The organism is Sphingobacterium athyrii (assembly GCF_003071065.1).
Classification (GTDB): Bacteria; Bacteroidota; Bacteroidia; order Sphingobacteriales; family Sphingobacteriaceae; genus Sphingobacterium; species Sphingobacterium athyrii.
Map to the genome: position 1 here is coordinate 105689 of NZ_QCXX01000005.1, position 15124 is coordinate 120812.

General features: G+C 43.0%; 17 protein-coding genes. 5 read left to right on the forward strand and 12 right to left on the reverse strand.

The features are described from left to right. Nucleotides 1-82: 82 nt before the first annotated feature. The 9 genes from DCO56_RS18350 to DCO56_RS18385 form a co-directional block, all read right to left on the reverse strand. On the reverse strand, nt 83-1396 hold the full coding sequence (locus DCO56_RS18350) for an aminotransferase class I/II-fold pyridoxal phosphate-dependent enzyme (RefSeq protein WP_108635217.1): 1314 nt from the start codon (nt 1394-1396) through the stop codon (nt 83-85). A 257-nt stretch (nt 1397-1653) separates the two neighbouring features. Further along, nucleotides 1654-1839 carry a CsbD family protein gene (locus DCO56_RS18355; protein WP_108635218.1) on the reverse strand — a complete coding sequence of 62 codons (186 nt, stop codon included), beginning with the start codon at nt 1837-1839 and terminating at the stop codon, nt 1654-1656. Between the two features lie 108 nt (nt 1840-1947). Next, nucleotides 1948-2118: a hypothetical protein gene (locus DCO56_RS29335; protein WP_181390601.1), complete on the reverse strand. Its 171-nt coding sequence runs from the start codon at nt 2116-2118 to the stop codon at nt 1948-1950. Continuing rightward, a complete protein-coding gene (locus DCO56_RS18360; protein ID WP_108635219.1) occupies nt 2108-2377 on the reverse strand; it encodes a hypothetical protein in 270 nt (89 codons plus the stop codon). The genes DCO56_RS29335 and DCO56_RS18360 overlap by 11 nt, the downstream gene beginning before the upstream one ends. 16 nt (nt 2378-2393) lie before the next feature. Further along, complete coding sequence (locus tag DCO56_RS18365; RefSeq protein ID WP_108635220.1) at nt 2394-2882, reverse strand: DUF5675 family protein; 489 nt, start codon at nt 2880-2882, stop codon at nt 2394-2396. After that, the gene (locus DCO56_RS18370; RefSeq protein ID WP_146191080.1) at nt 2882-3538 is read right to left on the reverse strand and encodes a fibronectin type III domain-containing protein; all 657 of its coding nucleotides are present in this window, start codon (nt 3536-3538) and stop codon (nt 2882-2884) included. Before DCO56_RS18370 ends, DCO56_RS18365 begins: the two co-directional genes overlap by 1 nt. A gap of 531 nt (nt 3539-4069) precedes the next feature. Next, entirely contained in the window at nt 4070-4387 is a 318-nt protein-coding gene (locus tag DCO56_RS18375) for a hypothetical protein (RefSeq protein WP_108635222.1), read from the reverse strand. Nucleotides 4388-4534: 147 nt separating this feature from the next. Then, nucleotides 4535-5611, reverse strand: a complete 1077-nt coding sequence (locus DCO56_RS18380; protein ID WP_108635223.1) for a histidine kinase — start codon at nt 5609-5611, stop codon at nt 4535-4537. Nucleotides 5612-5615: 4 nt separating this feature from the next. Beyond that, nucleotides 5616-6443, reverse strand: coding sequence for a LytR/AlgR family response regulator transcription factor (locus DCO56_RS18385; protein ID WP_181390602.1), 828 nt, complete (start codon nt 6441-6443; stop codon nt 5616-5618). A 139-nt stretch (nt 6444-6582) separates the two neighbouring features. Between DCO56_RS18385 and DCO56_RS18390 the strand changes: the two genes are divergently transcribed. From DCO56_RS18390 to DCO56_RS18410, 5 genes are all read left to right on the forward strand, one after another. Beyond that, on the forward strand, nt 6583-6795 hold the full coding sequence (locus tag DCO56_RS18390) for a hypothetical protein (RefSeq protein WP_108635225.1): 213 nt from the start codon (nt 6583-6585) through the stop codon (nt 6793-6795). A 22-nt stretch (nt 6796-6817) separates the two neighbouring features. Then, on the forward strand, nt 6818-7321 hold the full coding sequence (locus tag DCO56_RS18395; RefSeq protein WP_146191081.1) for a hypothetical protein: 504 nt from the start codon (nt 6818-6820) through the stop codon (nt 7319-7321). After that, a complete protein-coding gene (locus DCO56_RS18400) occupies nt 7302-8273 on the forward strand; it encodes a hypothetical protein (RefSeq protein WP_146191082.1) in 972 nt (323 codons plus the stop codon). Before DCO56_RS18395 ends, DCO56_RS18400 begins: the two co-directional genes overlap by 20 nt. A gap of 17 nt (nt 8274-8290) precedes the next feature. After that, nucleotides 8291-9286 (forward strand): helix-turn-helix transcriptional regulator, encoded by a 996-nt coding sequence (locus DCO56_RS18405; RefSeq protein WP_108635228.1) that lies wholly within the window; start codon nt 8291-8293, stop codon nt 9284-9286. Between the two features lie 194 nt (nt 9287-9480). Further along, on the forward strand, nt 9481-9894 hold the full coding sequence (locus DCO56_RS18410; protein ID WP_108635229.1) for a hypothetical protein: 414 nt from the start codon (nt 9481-9483) through the stop codon (nt 9892-9894). A 56-nt stretch (nt 9895-9950) separates the two neighbouring features. Here DCO56_RS18410 and DCO56_RS18415 read toward each other — a convergent pair whose 3' ends face one another. Genes DCO56_RS18415 through DCO56_RS18425 form a run of 3 tightly spaced genes read right to left on the reverse strand, consistent with a single transcriptional unit; the run spans nt 9951 to nt 15124 of the window. Continuing rightward, complete coding sequence (locus DCO56_RS18415) at nt 9951-11318, reverse strand: RagB/SusD family nutrient uptake outer membrane protein (protein ID WP_108635230.1); 1368 nt, start codon at nt 11316-11318, stop codon at nt 9951-9953. 10 nt (nt 11319-11328) lie between these two features. Then, nucleotides 11329-14505, reverse strand: a complete 3177-nt coding sequence (locus DCO56_RS18420) for a SusC/RagA family TonB-linked outer membrane protein (RefSeq protein WP_181390604.1) — start codon at nt 14503-14505, stop codon at nt 11329-11331. After that, nucleotides 14489-15124, reverse strand: coding sequence for a TlpA family protein disulfide reductase (locus DCO56_RS18425; protein ID WP_181390605.1), 636 nt, complete (start codon nt 15122-15124; stop codon nt 14489-14491). The genes DCO56_RS18420 and DCO56_RS18425 overlap by 17 nt, the downstream gene beginning before the upstream one ends.

Genomic DNA, 15124 nt, shown 5'->3' on the forward strand with positions numbered 1-15124 from the left:
AGAAATTCATAAGAGGACATCGCTCGTTTATAAGATCTATGCCCTCCAACTTTTCTCTTTAGCAGAAATGGCATTGTATATGCTAGTCTTTTTCAGCGCTATACTCGCTAATGAATTCGCCGGTTGCACGATCCTCCAGACGGGCGACAACCTTGAATGCGCTATAAATCTGATCGACGGAATATTGATGCTCGCCTAAAGTTTCAAAAAATACTTCGTTCAGCGTTTTTATCATTCTTTCTATCTGATCATAGGACTGCAGTGTTGTCATTGTAAATCTTATGCCTGAATGGTTTTTGGATACAGCGGGAAATACTCCGATGTTCAACAAAAATCCGCGCTTGATCATTTTTTCCATAATACTATATGCCAGCTCGGCCCTTGAAGTACCAACGAAGAATATCCCCGAATCAAAATTCGAAATTAATGGCAATGAGGTGGCTTTAAATAATGAGTTTGCGTATTTTATCCTATTTGCCAGTTCAGTTTGCAGCACATATATTTCGTCCGTTAAATGGATTTTTGCAGCGGCAACCGCAGCACCTAAGGTCGCTGGCTGCAAAGGACCGGAGGAATTGAACGGCGCCCCGCAGGCGCGCACCCTCCTGGCGATTTCCTTATTCGGGAAAACCAAAATACCTCCACCTGTAGCAAAGGCTTTGGCCATCGATGAGGCTACAATCATCCGCTCGTGTATAGTATGGTTACTAAGTATATATCCTTTTCCGTTTTTGCCCAATATACTCATACTGTGCGCATCGTCGATATACGTATGAAATGCGGGAAAGGAGTCCAACAAATTAAAGATCTCATTTGCAGGACAGCGATCACCGAACATGGAATACACCCCATCGGCAAAATACCAAACCCTTTTATACGTTTTTTGCAGTGCTTCGATGCGTTCTTTCAAGACATCTAAACGATTATGGCGAAGGACTTCAAAGTGGATTGGCCAATTTGCCTTAAATACATTTATACCGCTCAATACTGAATTATGAAGTTGCTGATCAGCGATGACCGCATCTTCTGGATCCAGGATTACAGGGATTGCAGACAAATGCGCGAGTGTCGTCGTAGGAGCAACAATAGTGGGAGCTTCAAAAATCTCACTCATCAACTGCTCCAATTCCCGGTATAAATCGATGGACACATATGCTCTCGATTCAGAAAATTGTACACCATATTTTTCTACCGCTGCTATCGCAGCACTTTTTAGACGTTCATCGTGTTCCAGTCCCAGATAGCTACAAGAAGTAAAGTTCACTAATTCGGAGCCATTAATTTGGATCAAATTGTCGGTTGCGAGATTGCCCTCTTGGGTCAGATGAAGTATACCTCTCCTAACGCCTTCAGAAATGCTCTGATCAATGGCGCTCATAAAATTATGATGGTTCATGCCTTCGGATTTTGTATTTAAGTTATTTATTAAAGTTATCAAATTTCTCTTAAATAGCAGAGCGGTTTCTCGTTATTTGATAAAGATATTATGTGAACATCAACATTCTATTGCCGGCGATACAGAATCACTGCACTGAATTAAGTTTTTGTAGATAACAGCAACATCGAACCGTTTTACTTCTCCAGGCTTATTTCAAAAAAAACGGATAACATTCCTGCTATCCGTTTTTCCTTATCACAAAAAAACACTTGTTTCTACAAACCGTTCAACCAATTATTCACCTCATCCTGTGTCTTTCCAGTCTTTTTTTGCAGCTTACCGACCAACTCATCTTCTTTGCCTTCTGCATACAGTAAATCATCATCCGTAAGATCTGCATACTGCTGTTTTACTTTGCCTTTGATTTCATTCCAACGGCCTTTCCAAGTTAATTCGCTCATAAATATTTTCCTTTCGTTGTTTATGAATAGAACAGCCTGAAACCAGAATCGTTTAAAAGAAATTGTTATAAAATGTTAAATTAGATAAGCAGCGCATTTGCAGTCATTTTATTGTTTGCGCTTAAATATCCAGTTTAAAATACGGCTTAACGAGAAACTCACAAGCGTTCCGACCAATGCCGTCAATGCGCCGTTAATCAGGTCGCCTACTGAAAAAGAAACCCAGATACCACAGAGTGTACCACCGATCGCCGATAGTCTTATATCACTAAGTTTCATTGATCGCTCCTTTCTCTGTCGGGTTCGCCCTTTGCCTATCTTGCGCCTGTTCCCCTTTCTGCCCCTTCTTATCTTCCGAGCCTGTTTCATCCGTCTCCCCTTCACTTATCAGCTGATCATCTTCGTTGATGACCGATTCGATGATCCCCAGCCCTAGCGCAAGATACCGTACTATATTCAATGCCTTTCCGGGCAGCTTTATCGGTGCTGCGAGTATTAGTCCCAGCACCTTTCCTATTTTATTGACTATTTTTTTCATCTGTATAAATTATTTATTAGTTCATTTTCCAGGCATTAGTCATGTTTCCTCCAGTCAGCCTATTTTCGATGGACAGGATGACCTTGCCGCTTTTTACATGGTCGATCAACACTTGATATAAATTCAGGTAAGCCTCCTGTGATTTATATACTTCATAGTCCTCGCAGCTCTTGTCTCTATGGAAGTAAGTCCCCACCAACAGGCAGCCAGCCGTATCCGCATGCGTATTGCCAATATGGATATAGATATTGCTGAAAGCTGGGACATCCCGTATCTCGATCATCCCTTGATGCATATCCGGGAAACGCCTCTTATAAGTGGTATTCATCCCGCCCCAATAGTTAACACCCAGTCGATACCTCCCGGCCGGAATACAAGTCTGTCCTTTGATTTTATGATCACGAATTCTGTCTTCGAGGACATAACATTGAAACAGGCCATCTATATACAATTCAGACAGGGTACTATTTTTCCCCTGTCTGACTCTTTTGAGCAGCATATTCATTAGCGCACCAGGATATTGGCGGAATCACTCCAGTCACCTACCCCTTGGGTATTGATCGCGCGCACCTGCACTTCGTAGAATTTGCCCACTTCCAGCGGAGCGATAATATTGCTCCGGGATGAAGTGGTCGTAAACCGATCTCCCCATTCGACCGGAATATCCGTTCGTATGCGATAGCGATATTCGTAGATGGTCGCTATCTTTTGGGGCGCAAAATCCAGCTTCACCTGTCCGGACTGCCGTCCGTCCGAGAGCCGCACATTATCCACTTTGAGGGGCACCTGATTGGCAAAGGAGGTACTATTGGTCGGGAATCCCGAACTCAGTAAGGTAGAGAGATGACCTTGGGCCACCGAATTGACGTAGTATCCCAGCTGCTGCATCACCACAATAAGCGGGCTGCGGCTCTCATCTTTGCGGGCGGTATCTTCGGGCGAGCCACGCTTGCGTGCAACGGCCAGCTTGGCCGTGAAATCATCCAACATAATCTGTATATCCGCCAGTGCAGGCGTCGGTGCCGGGTACTTAGCGTTGTCGGTCATTGCACCGATAATTGTATTGCAGCTGATGACCAGTTCATCATCTTTCATTTTTCCAAATCCGATCAAGGCTTTCATTTTTGTTGCCATATTTGTTCTATTTATTGACCTGCACATGCTATTTGGCAGAGTCAGTTAAAAATCTGTTTATTAACGATTAAATATTCCTCGCGAGATCATTTAATGACACAAACATAGTATGGGAACGGACCGAAAATGAAGTTTTGACCTAGATTGAGCTTAATTGAGCCCATTTGAGCCAACCTGATCGGAAAGGAGTCAGAAAGTGATGATTTTGCGGTGTGACTGCTCAGTTTGGCGCAGTAAAATAGGGATTCCGTCACCCGGAATATTCGCATAATCCAATGACTGATCCGAACAGACCAGTGAAAAGTCCATTTGGCCAGGTGGGGAAATGAAACAGACCAGTGTTTGTTCAAACTTTCCGGGTGACTGAACAGCAAATTCCCCCGACTGCACCAACCAGTCAGGGGGAATTTCTATTCAGTCCACTGACTGTTCGTTTTCCCCAAGCGGAAAAAACAAACAGTCAACGATCTGTTTCACACTTTTATTCGGGAAGATCACAAAGTCACCGCGCGAAGTCACCGATCCTTAGCGCGAAATTCAACCGGCGCCGTCCTGAAGTTATATTTTCCCCTTGAGTCGGCTTCTTTCGAGCGCCTCGGTTAGATCTTCTTCAAAGTAGCGATCGTCCCCGGTCAGAGTCATCGGATTGAGCAATCCCTCCTGCACACGGCGCTTGTAGGTCGAGACGCTGATACCAAGGTATGCAGTCACCTCGGCATGCGTCCAGAGTTTACGCTCGCGCAGTGGCTTTTGTTCTACTTTCTTTACTTTAAGGATAATAATCAGGGTCGCCAGCAGGCGGTATATCGCCCCTAAAATTTCAATCAATTTTTCTATACGATCTATTAATGTATGTAAGAATATACTTAGGTTCATGGTCTATGGGTTTAAGGCCATCGACGCACAGGTAGGGTTATTTATTTCCATGGACAAAGAAATCTATTAATTTCATTTCAAGGTCTGCCAAGCCCTGCGAAAAAAGGGAAATACCCACGGATGGTGAAGGTTTATAATTACCTAAAGTTACACATTTTTCTGATCTATCTGCGTATTGTCCATGCTATGCTGATTAAAAGAGACCGAAACCGTAAATACGGATTCATCATTAGACACCGTAAGGACGGCATGCTGCGGATTCAGTAACCGCAGCTGGCGCTCAATTCGCTGTAGCGTTGTATTGTGGCTGACCTTACCAGCAACCGTTATTGCTGCGATCCGGTTGGAAACCAGAACGGTCACCATATTATCTTGTGATTTGGTGATCACTATTCGTATGGGATACTTCTTTATGGATGTCTCACCGTATTGCAATGCATTTTCGACCAGGTTGAACAACAGCATTTTGGGAATCCTATAAGCTCCGTCCGATAGATCCTCCACTTGTAGCGAAATTGAATGTCCCTTTATAAATTCATACATACTTACCAATTTATCGACCATTTCCATTTCCCTCCTTAAGTCTAACCATGTATCATGATTATTCATATATACGTTGGCTATTTTACCTAGTATACCTACAGCGAGCAATGCATTTGCTGGTGATTTGCGGATCAAAGCCCGGATCGTAGCCATACTATTTGTTATAAAATGAGGATTGAGATCTTTTGTCAGGGCAATTAATTCCCAATTTATGGCTAGATGTTCGATTTCATTCAGCCGCTGCTGCGCTTCTCGATAGGCTAACCACTTATCAACACCAAACTGCCAGCTATACATAAAGAAAGCTACCAGTACGGGCGGAATGATTAAAAATATCACGGGCCAGAAATTTTCAATCTCCCATTTTCCCGGTGTCCATTTCAATGCACCCGTAGACAGGCTAATCAAGATTGGAATAGAACAAAAAAACAGAAAAAGCAGCATGACGAAAGTCATCAGCAGCCAGGCATTATACCGGGACCATATAAATAGTCTGGGGAGTATCAGGTGCCTAACCACCACATATATTATACCGGTCAGGGCCAAGGCAGTCAATTGATCCCGCCAATCCTGAAATGCTGCAGGTATGATCAGGAAGATATAAGCCAGCGAAAAGACAATTGCAGTACTGAGTACGATATTTTTGAGCCAAGTAAGCATAAATTGTTTTCTTGCTGGCATGACCTTACAATTTGTGGCTAATATCCATCAGCATCAATCTTCTTTTGAGTTCATCAGCACGTGATTTTGAAACAGATAGAAATTTTGACCCGACAGAGACTCCTTCCAGGCCCACTTTTTTAACATAGTTTAAATTAATGAATACAGACTGATCCATCCGGACAAATCTCGGATCTTGCTGGAGTAGATCATCCATGTCCATCATCCTTTTGTTGAGCACCCCCAGCAAGACAAACTGATCATTTGGTCTAAGCGCGTAAAAATGAATGTAATTTCCTATTTTTTTCAAATAAGCAATTTCCGCAAGTGCGACCGGAACTTTTTCATATACCCTTTTATTTTCTGGATGCTTCCGCATTGGAGGACCATTCTTTCGTGCAAGATGCAATTCGCTTTTGGGGTCAACAAAATCCAGAAAGATCGTCGGTTCGGGCTTGAGGTCGCGATCAGTGCTACTGGTAGGGACTTTACTTTTTAAATGCTTTACTAAGTCAAGCAGTTCATCCGCTTCAACAGGTTTTGACAAAAGACCATCAACATGCACTTTGTGTCCGTCCAGCGCATATTCTTTCGCAAAACCGGTGACGAAAACAAAGTGCGAACAATAATTACGGAGCCTCTTAATCGCATCCAAGCCCGAACAGTCCGGCATCTCAATATCACAGAATATAATATAAACTTTCTCGTCCTTCTTAAAAAAATACACTTCTGCATCTCTTACCGAAGTAAATTTTCCTTTTATCTGAAATAAGCCAAGCTCTTCCAATACGGCGGCTGTATCCTCCAGCGCACCATATAGATCATCGATTATAACCACGGGAAATTTGCTCATAATAGGTTTATGTTGATTGATGACAAAAATAGTTATAGCCGTAAAATAAATAATTACAGCCGACATAAACAAATAGTTAACCCAAAGTTATCCCTTGATTTCACCAATTTAAAGAAATAAACAAAAAAATACTTACATCATGAAACCATTCAAGTTATCCATTTATCTACTTAGCGTAGGCCTGTTTTTTGCCATTGACCTTATCCCTACTTCCACCATGTCTGTGCAGGACAGATCCAGCACAAATTACATACACCTGAAAGCGGTGGACAGTCCCATTCAAGATGGACTATCTACCCGTTTATTTTTCCCCTCTTCACCCAAAGAACAGTTTATAAAACAATTAAAATAGCAGTTACTCCCTACTTAAACCTATGCTAAGACTGATTTTTGCCCTAGGCTGTGCCATACATATCTGTATGGCATCAGCCTACAACCTACAGATCATTTTTAAACTTCCTGATCATTTGCCAGAAAGATTCGGGTTCGCTTATCTATATCAGGACCTCGCAGGACTGAGTGGAGGCTATACTTTCTATGGCCCAAGCGTAGGCATGCAGATACAGCTTGAATATATCCAATATCAAGAGGGCAACGCAACGCTGCTGAGCGAACCGCGCATACAAAGTACTACCGGAATGCTCCGGCTCAACAGTTACCTGCAATTGGGTTCATCATTCGTTGACGGCAGTCAGTCTTATCTACAGGATCAGGCGCGTACATCAATCAGCAATCTAACAGGCGGTCTGTCCGATATTATGGCTGCCGACAGCATTTCATGTCGTTTAATAACGAAATATATACCAGCATTAGTCCAAAAAGGTGAGCCGCACTTTTCATCCAAGTACATTATTCTTTTTGAGTATATCAAAAATTAAGGTTATGAACAAGGAAGAACAGCTAAGCGCCGATACGATCCTGCCTATTATGTCCAGTGGACTGGGGCTGCTATTGGCCATAGACATGTGGCGGTTATGGCCAGACCTCAGTATGCTATTTGGTCAGGGTACTTTCCTTGACGAGCACAGCATTTCATCGCAGCAAAGGCCAGATACACTATCGATCCACACCCTGATTGCCAATTTACCGGAGTGCACACTAGCCAGCCTAGAATGGATCCATTTCTTTGGCCTGCTATACATCATCTGTGGGTTAGCCTTGTTTTTTGACCACTACCGCAAAGTCGCCATGCCAGGGCTCATAATATTGCATTATCTTTTTTTTATCGCCAACTATACCTGGAGCTACGGAGCAGATTATCTCGCCCAGACAGGCCTATTTTTCAGTGTCATTTTCTGCTTTTTCCGCAGCCGTTGGCTACCTAACGAAAAGTGGGCCGCGCTCGGTACAAAGCTCTTCCGGTGGCAGCTTACATTCGTGTATTTTTTTGCCGGCCTGGGCAAGGCCATTGGATCTAGTTGGTGGAATGGCGAAGCCGTCTGGAAAGCCATACAGCAACCCCTGAGCCCAGCATTGTTTACTATTCCCCAATCCGCTCAACAGTTTGCGACCATCTGGGCGGGACTAGGAATTGCCACATTGCTTTTAGAATTGGGATATGGATTGCTATGGATCAAGGGCCGAGTCCGTCTCTATATCAGTACCGGCATTATTTTAATGCATCTGGGTATCGCACTGACCATGGGCTTGATCCATTTTTCCTGTCTGATGATCTGGTACAACCTCTGTGCCTGGGATCATCCCCTTTTACATCGCATTGCCAAGCCAATAATAAAACCTCTTGAGACCACCGAGCCAACGTTACAGGTGCGAATGGCGACAGCGGATCTCGATACAAGGGAAGGAGGTAATAACAAACACGTTAAATAACCAACAGCCAATTATTTATGAAAAAAACATTCCATTTTAAGCTGCCGGAGGTCGGCACATTTTCTGATCAGGTAAAAGCCTTTTTGCCCAAGCTGGCCGATTCAGCGCTACAGCGGTATGAGGATTCAGGCATTCAGCTTGTCGAAGAATACATTGACTATCATAGCGTCATTTTTTACCGGTTGCAGGCCCATGTGCAAGTACCCCACAGGCTATCCATCGAAACGTGTAAAGCAGATTACCACCTGCTGTACAATCTCCATTCGCCTACCGAAATCATACTTGAGCAATCATCAGGTAACAGTCTCGCAAAGCTTCCCTCTGTATGCAGCAGCTATATCTATATTCCCAATGGGGCGCTCCATACCGACCTAGCCCCCGGCGAGTATCTGGTATATGGCGTTTTGGTCGACATAGGCTATATACGGCCCGTCCTATACCAGGAGCGCCATTTTCTATCAGCATTCAGATCCGCCCATTTACGGGATAAAGATCGATTTTATCAGAGTGCCATCTGGCCTATCAAAGAGCGGACCCGCTACCAGCTGTTCCGGATTGAAACGCGTTTTTTCAAGTATCATAAGGACAATGAAGCTCTGGCGGTCAAGCTCGTCTATGACCTGTACGATATTGCCATTTACAAAAATTTTGAGGGGCATGAAAAGATCAGTCCGGATGAGCTGCTGGCCGAACGCGCCCTACAGCTGATCAGCGATCAAGTACTGCAGACCTTTAGCTGCTGTTCGATCCGGGCCGTTGCCAATGCGCTGGAGACGGACATCAGTAAACTGGGCAAAGTCTACAAGTCGACGTACGGTGAAACGCCAAAGCAGACCTGGAATAAGCTCTTGATCCAAAAGGCCAAAGATTTGTTGCTCATGGGGTATTCTGTCAAAGAGGTTTCCAATTATTGTGGTTATGGGCATCAGCAAAATTTCTCGACTTTTTTCCAGAAGCAGACAGGAATCCCTCCGGGGGACTACGGTATTGATAAAAATGGGGGTGACCGATAGCTATTGATCGAAAAATCATACAATGGCCTACCGAAAAATCATACATCCATGGAAGATTGCTGCCCTAACTTTGGTACAAGATAACAGATCGGCTGAGCTCAGGTAGTATCAGTCGGTCACTAGGGAACAACTCCACGGCCGATTCAGGAGGATAATAAGGATAGGTAAATTTTTAAAATTATAAACATAGAAACATGAACAAAGTAGTAAAAAGAATCATCGGCACCATGAGCATTGGTGTTATGACATTAGGAATTTCGTTGGGTGCAAATGCCCAAAGTATTAAAAATGAAAAAGAGGTAAAAGGTGAGAAAGAGTCTATAATGGTGCGCGCAAATCAGGTGTGGTCCTACCACGGCACATCCTCAGACTCTCCTACCGATCCAAGTAAGTACAGTTTGGGGCCAAGTGAGGAATGTGAAGGTGCTAAACAAACCATTTGTCAGATCAATGCACCTGCAAATCCATCAAATCCCTCACAACCCGATATGACGGCACTTGTTACCCCATCGGGATCATCTACACCAACAACTATCGCACTTCGTATCAGCGCTGCCAATAGTAGTAAAACACCAAATGAAACTGTCACCGATTTCAGACCGTTTTAATGCAAGCCACACATCAAAAAAGTAGCGAGGAAACTATCCTTCGCTACTTTTCTTATCTATTCTATCCCAGTTATATTTTTGACTTCAATCGGGATATTAAAAATATAGTCTTTGCTATTTGGCTTCAGACTAAAATCTTGAATCTTTCCGTCAACGATGACAGTGCGAACGATTTCTTTTTTAAAACGTTCGTCTTTATTCAACCGTCTCAAATCCGACCACCTTACCCCTCTACGGACCAACTCTTTACGCCGTTCCTGAATAACTATCTTCAATAAAGCTTCGATGTTATTTTCCGTTATCGGCACAAAGAATTGCTTCTCAATCCGATTTTGTAAGAGCTCATTTATTTGCTGCTTAGCTAGCGTCGCATTGCCCAATCGTGCATTACTTTCAGCAGCATTTAATAGGACTTCAGAAGTAGTCGATCCAACAAAGAAAAGGTACGTTCCCGAACCTACATAATGACCTTTAAACGTGTAGCGTCCATCGGTTCCTTTTTTATAATTCGCCCGAAACCTCAGGTCATGAGTATCATACAATTCCAATAATTCATCAGTCATATAAGAACCTCTACTTCCACCAAACATTGTTGTACCATTTGAGTACGCAAAAAACAAAGTTTCTGCATTCATAGCCGGATAAGGAAAAGATGCATCCACAGCCATTGCATTGAGATCCATCAACTTATTGTATCGTGTCAAGACCAATTCAGCATATTTCTTTGCATTTCCATAATCCTCCATCGCCATATAGACTCTTGAGAGTGCAGCATGAGCCGAAATTTCACTAGGTCGCGTCACTATCCCCAATTCATTGGGAAGCAAGACAGCAGCTTGCTTCAAATCCTGAATAACCAAACGGTAACATTCCTCGACTGTTGACCGCTTGGTTTTATCATTGATATCTGAAGTTAACTTGAGCGGGATTCCATCCACATTATTATCGCCCTTTTGATCAAAAGGAGCCGCGTAAATCTGCAAAAGCACAAAATGCATAAAAGCTCGATGGAATAGTGCTTGCCCTTTAATATTGTTTGGATCGAGGCCTTTTAAAATTTTAATATCCGACAACCCGTCCAACACCGTATTCGCTATCGCAATGGCGTTATAGGCATCTCGCCATACTATCAATTTCTCCGTTGCTGAATATATATCTGGATTTTGAAAGGAATACACCTGCTTGTCAAACACATCAAGATTATTATAACCAGCATCCGTAAGGAGAAAATCATCCGTGCAAGCTTCCAAGAAAAAGGGGTAACTTCCGAGATTCAGCTGATTTCCTGCATCTAACAAGGCTTGCATATCTTCCAGCGTAGTTGGTACTGTTGAGGTTTTATTTGTTTTATCCTCCAAAAATTTATTACAGGAAACCAGACAAAATAGGCTTGCTATAAGTAGTTTGTAAATATATTGCTTCATGACACATGTATTAAAAGTTAATATTCCCACCCGCTGAAATCACGCGCGGAGCAGGCAAATCCAAATAATCCGGATCGATATTTTCCTTATTTTTTCGCCAGATCAATCCCACGTTACTTGCTCCAATATAAAGTTGGCCTTTGATCTTATTGTTCCTTAGGCCAAAGTTGTAACCGAACCTAATATTTTGCAGCCTAATGAGATCACCCTTAATGATATTATTCGAAGAGTGCTGATAAAACAGATCACGATAACTATCGTTGGGGTATTGCATCGATGGAACTGTTGTCACCAATTCATCCCCCGATTTCTGCCATCTTTTGGCAAAATCAGCATGCCCATCCCATGAGTCAAATAGACTACCATACACAATGGACTTCTTCTTAAAATAGTGGCCAAATTTGAAGAGCAGGCTAAAATCTAGGTAAAACTTGCCATACCCTATGGTATTATTCCATGCTCCGTATACTGGCGGCAAAGCCGTACCATGATAATTCAGGTATTGCAATGAATCCGTAGTCAGGGCCTGATAATCTTTTGATATTTCACCATTTTTATGTCCCCTCAGATCACCATTGACAGGATCCAGTCCAGCAGATTGATAAGAGAAAACAGGGTACAGTGATTTGCCCAATAGCGGCATTAGCGTCTGCCCACCATCCAGATACAGGCTTGTCGTACCAATTATCCCTCTATAATCAGTCACTTTATTTTTACTATAGGAAAAGTTGAAGGAAGACTGCCAGTACCCTTGTCCGAATTCGCCATTTGAAGATAGGGTTAAATCAATACCATGCGTTGCAATCGTGCCTACATTTCTTGTCAAAAGCGAATATCCAGAAGTCGGATCAAAAGGATCATCAGCAAGCAGATCGAACGATTTTTTTCGATAATAGTCTAGATTAGCAGTTAATTTACCGCCATAGATTGAGAAATCCAACCCAAAATTGAGGGTACGTACCGTTTCCCATTTTAGCCCCGGGTTTGGCGGGCTTCCGATCAGGGCATAAGGCAGATTCGAATATCTAGCATTGCCTACATAACCGATCACTGTTTTATTGAGTGCTCCAGAGGGCTGTACACCACCGTAACCGAAGGTTGTCCGCAATTTAAGATAATCGATCCAGTCGGCCCCTTTCATAAATTTTTCCTTTGCCATCTGCCAAGATAGACCCGCCGACCAGAGTGGATTCCACTGGCTGTTGATATTCGTCCCAAAGGAATTAGCGGCATCCTTACGGGCAGAGAAAGAAAGTCCGTATTTAGCCATGTATTCGTATACGCCATTAAAATACATGGAAACGGTCCGCGACAATGTTCCTCCATACGAATCCAATGGTGTCATAAACCCATATCCGAGTCCACCATACAGCTGATAGATGGCGTTATAATCCAAACTTTTGCGACTGAGAACTTCGGTACTGTAACCATAAGATCCCGAAGAGCGCTGGTCGAGATTTCTGCTGTACAGTTCTGAACCAATCAGCGCATTCAGGACATGATTGGTCCCAAAAGACTTGTTAAAGCTCACTTGTACCCGTCCCCGATGCGATTCCATCTCATTGTCCGCATTGCGCAATATAGCTCCAAACGGAAAATCGTACAGTTTTGCCCCATCGACAATCCGCGTATACTTATTGATCAAATCCCGCACCTCAAAAGAATCTTCTCCGGAGAGCGATTCCGATTTATTGATACTATTCTCATAACCATAGATCAGATCTGCCTTTAGGAAGCGTAAGATATCATAATGCAGGTTAAAATTGAGGTAAACATGTCGATTCCAGGATTTGTAAGTCGACTTATCCCGATCCTCCAGCGGTCTGTAGCTCCAGTCCAATAGTCCATCGGCATTTGCCTGTTCAAGCAAAGAGGCATTATAAAATCTCGGGATTGACAGGAAGTTTCCTTCCGCATCAGCCAATGAAGCATAAGGGTACAACTTATTTTTTCCTCCGCCTGGAACCATGGGATAACGTGGTGTTGAGGAGAAAAGCCGATCCCGACCATTGATCAGAGAAAGCGTGTTCTCTATGGATAGCTTTTGTCCAAATTGCCACCTGTTGGTAGTCCTCAAGGTTATCCGGTCATTATTCGCCCCTTTGGTATCCCCTGTACCGCGATCATACCCAACCGAATACCGATTTCTATTGGTTGCATTGCTTGTGGAGATATCCAAAAAGTACTGCTGATTGACAGCTGCCTGATAAACATATTTCATCAAGTCATTTCGGTAATCATGTTCTCCCAACGCTTTCAGTCTAGTATCCAATACATTATCAGACAAGCTCCCAGTTTTATTGGCATACAACATATTTATGACAGGCGAAAATATAGTAGTCTGATTATAGGCACTATTGTATGCATCATCGTAATACTTATTATCAAATAGAAAACGTTCCACTTCGATAAAATCTTTACTGTCGATCGTCTTGTCATAGAACAGGTCAGGCTTGCTGCTAACCATGGTTGTTGTCGTAAAATTGACTATAGGCTTACTGCCGACCCTCCCTTTTTTTGTGGTCACGACGATCACGCCATTTCCTGCTCGGGATCCCCAAATACTGGAAGCTGCCGCATCCTTTAATACGGAGACAGTCTCCACATCATTTGGATTGAGATCATCCAATGTACCATCGTAGGGGAAATTATCGACCACGATGAGGGGTTGGGCCGCAATTTCAGAAAAGGTATTTATGCCTCGTATATTTAAAACGGATTTTCCAGACCGTCGATCAAACTGTAGGCCTGCCACTTTACCCTCTATACGGTCCAAAATCCCTTTGCTCGGAATTTTATTAAAGTCTTTATTGGACACCAATCCGAAGCTACCTGTAGCCCTGTCTTTCGGGATGATCTGATATCCCGTGTTCACTTGCACCTCCTCGAGTCTATTGTCTTTTCTATCCAATAGAATGGTCCGATTTGTCACATCGGTATCCCAGTTTATCTTTTTGGTTTCGAATCCCAAGGCCGAAACTTTAACAAACCTTATCGCATTGGAAATGGAGAACTCAAATCTACCCAAGGAATCCGTCCGATAAGATGGGGAAGTTCCGTCCAGTTTAATCGTTGCGTAAGCAATGGGATGATGATCCTGATCAATAACATTCCCTCGGTATTTACCCTGCGCAAAGGCCAAAGTACAACAGACAATCGTTAAGATCAGACTAATTAAACTTTTCATAGAGACGGTTATATTTGATAAATGTTTCAACATTCTCCATTTCAACCAAACGTTTTAAGGTTAATGCCGCCACTGTACCGTTTTGATCTACCCAAACATAAAATGGGAACGTACGATGAGGGAACAGCTTTATCAGGTAATCGTCAGCATAAACAGAGCTCAGGTCGTTTGTCCGCAGAACATCTACCGGCATCTTGTGAATACGTTGATATGTGTCTAATTTACCATATGAGTTTACGAGTAAAACATTAAGTTCCTTCCCAAAGCTCTTTTGGATTTTAATCAGATCTGACATACCACTGATACAAGTGCCACAGGTAGTAGACCAAAAGTCCAGAATAAAAGATTTGCCTTTGTATTTGGATAGTTCTACAAATGCTGTATCCCCTTGATTATATATTTTCACTTTCCGCGACCAGAAATCGGCAGGCAGTTTATTTCCAACGAGGACCTGCTGCACCGTATCAAGCCCATTGGCCCCGCTGTCCTGGCGGGGCGTCTGGGCAGATAAACTAAACATAGAAACTAAAAGGAAAGAGAAAGCCAATATGACTATCCTTCTATCTTTTTTCAACAGGTCATTGTGATGCATGTTGAATGGTGTTTTTAATCTTTTCAT

Bases quoted from the DNA above. Each gene is read 5' to 3' on its own strand.
- DCO56_RS18410 (WP_108635229.1), top strand. From the start codon at position 9,481: ATGAACAAAGTAGTAAAAAGAATCATCGGCACCATGAGCATTGGTGTT.
- DCO56_RS29335 (WP_181390601.1), bottom strand. From the start codon at position 2,118: ATGAAACTTAGTGATATAAGACTATCGGCGATCGGTGGTACACTCTGT.
- DCO56_RS18365 (WP_108635220.1), bottom strand. From the start codon at position 2,882: ATGAATATGCTGCTCAAAAGAGTCAGACAGGGGAAAAATAGTACCCTG.
- DCO56_RS18385 (WP_181390602.1), bottom strand. From the start codon at position 6,443: ATGAGCAAATTTCCCGTGGTTATAATCGATGATCTATATGGTGCGCTG.
- DCO56_RS18425 (WP_181390605.1), bottom strand. From the start codon at position 15,124: ATGAAAAGATTAAAAACACCATTCAACATGCATCACAATGACCTGTTG.
- DCO56_RS18415 (WP_108635230.1), bottom strand. From the start codon at position 11,318: ATGAAGCAATATATTTACAAACTACTTATAGCAAGCCTATTTTGTCTG.
- DCO56_RS18395 (WP_146191081.1), top strand. From the start codon at position 6,818: ATGCTAAGACTGATTTTTGCCCTAGGCTGTGCCATACATATCTGTATG.
- DCO56_RS18370 (WP_146191080.1), bottom strand. From the start codon at position 3,538: ATGTGCAGGTCAATAAATAGAACAAATATGGCAACAAAAATGAAAGCC.
- DCO56_RS18380 (WP_108635223.1), bottom strand. From the start codon at position 5,611: ATGCCAGCAAGAAAACAATTTATGCTTACTTGGCTCAAAAATATCGTA.
- DCO56_RS18350 (WP_108635217.1), bottom strand. From the start codon at position 1,396: ATGAACCATCATAATTTTATGAGCGCCATTGATCAGAGCATTTCTGAA.
- DCO56_RS18390 (WP_108635225.1), top strand. From the start codon at position 6,583: ATGAAACCATTCAAGTTATCCATTTATCTACTTAGCGTAGGCCTGTTT.
- DCO56_RS18360 (WP_108635219.1), bottom strand. From the start codon at position 2,377: ATGAAAAAAATAGTCAATAAAATAGGAAAGGTGCTGGGACTAATACTC.
- DCO56_RS18375 (WP_108635222.1), bottom strand. From the start codon at position 4,387: ATGAACCTAAGTATATTCTTACATACATTAATAGATCGTATAGAAAAA.
- DCO56_RS18420 (WP_181390604.1), bottom strand. From the start codon at position 14,505: ATGAAAAGTTTAATTAGTCTGATCTTAACGATTGTCTGTTGTACTTTG.
- DCO56_RS18355 (WP_108635218.1), bottom strand. From the start codon at position 1,839: ATGAGCGAATTAACTTGGAAAGGCCGTTGGAATGAAATCAAAGGCAAA.
- DCO56_RS18405 (WP_108635228.1), top strand. From the start codon at position 8,291: ATGAAAAAAACATTCCATTTTAAGCTGCCGGAGGTCGGCACATTTTCT.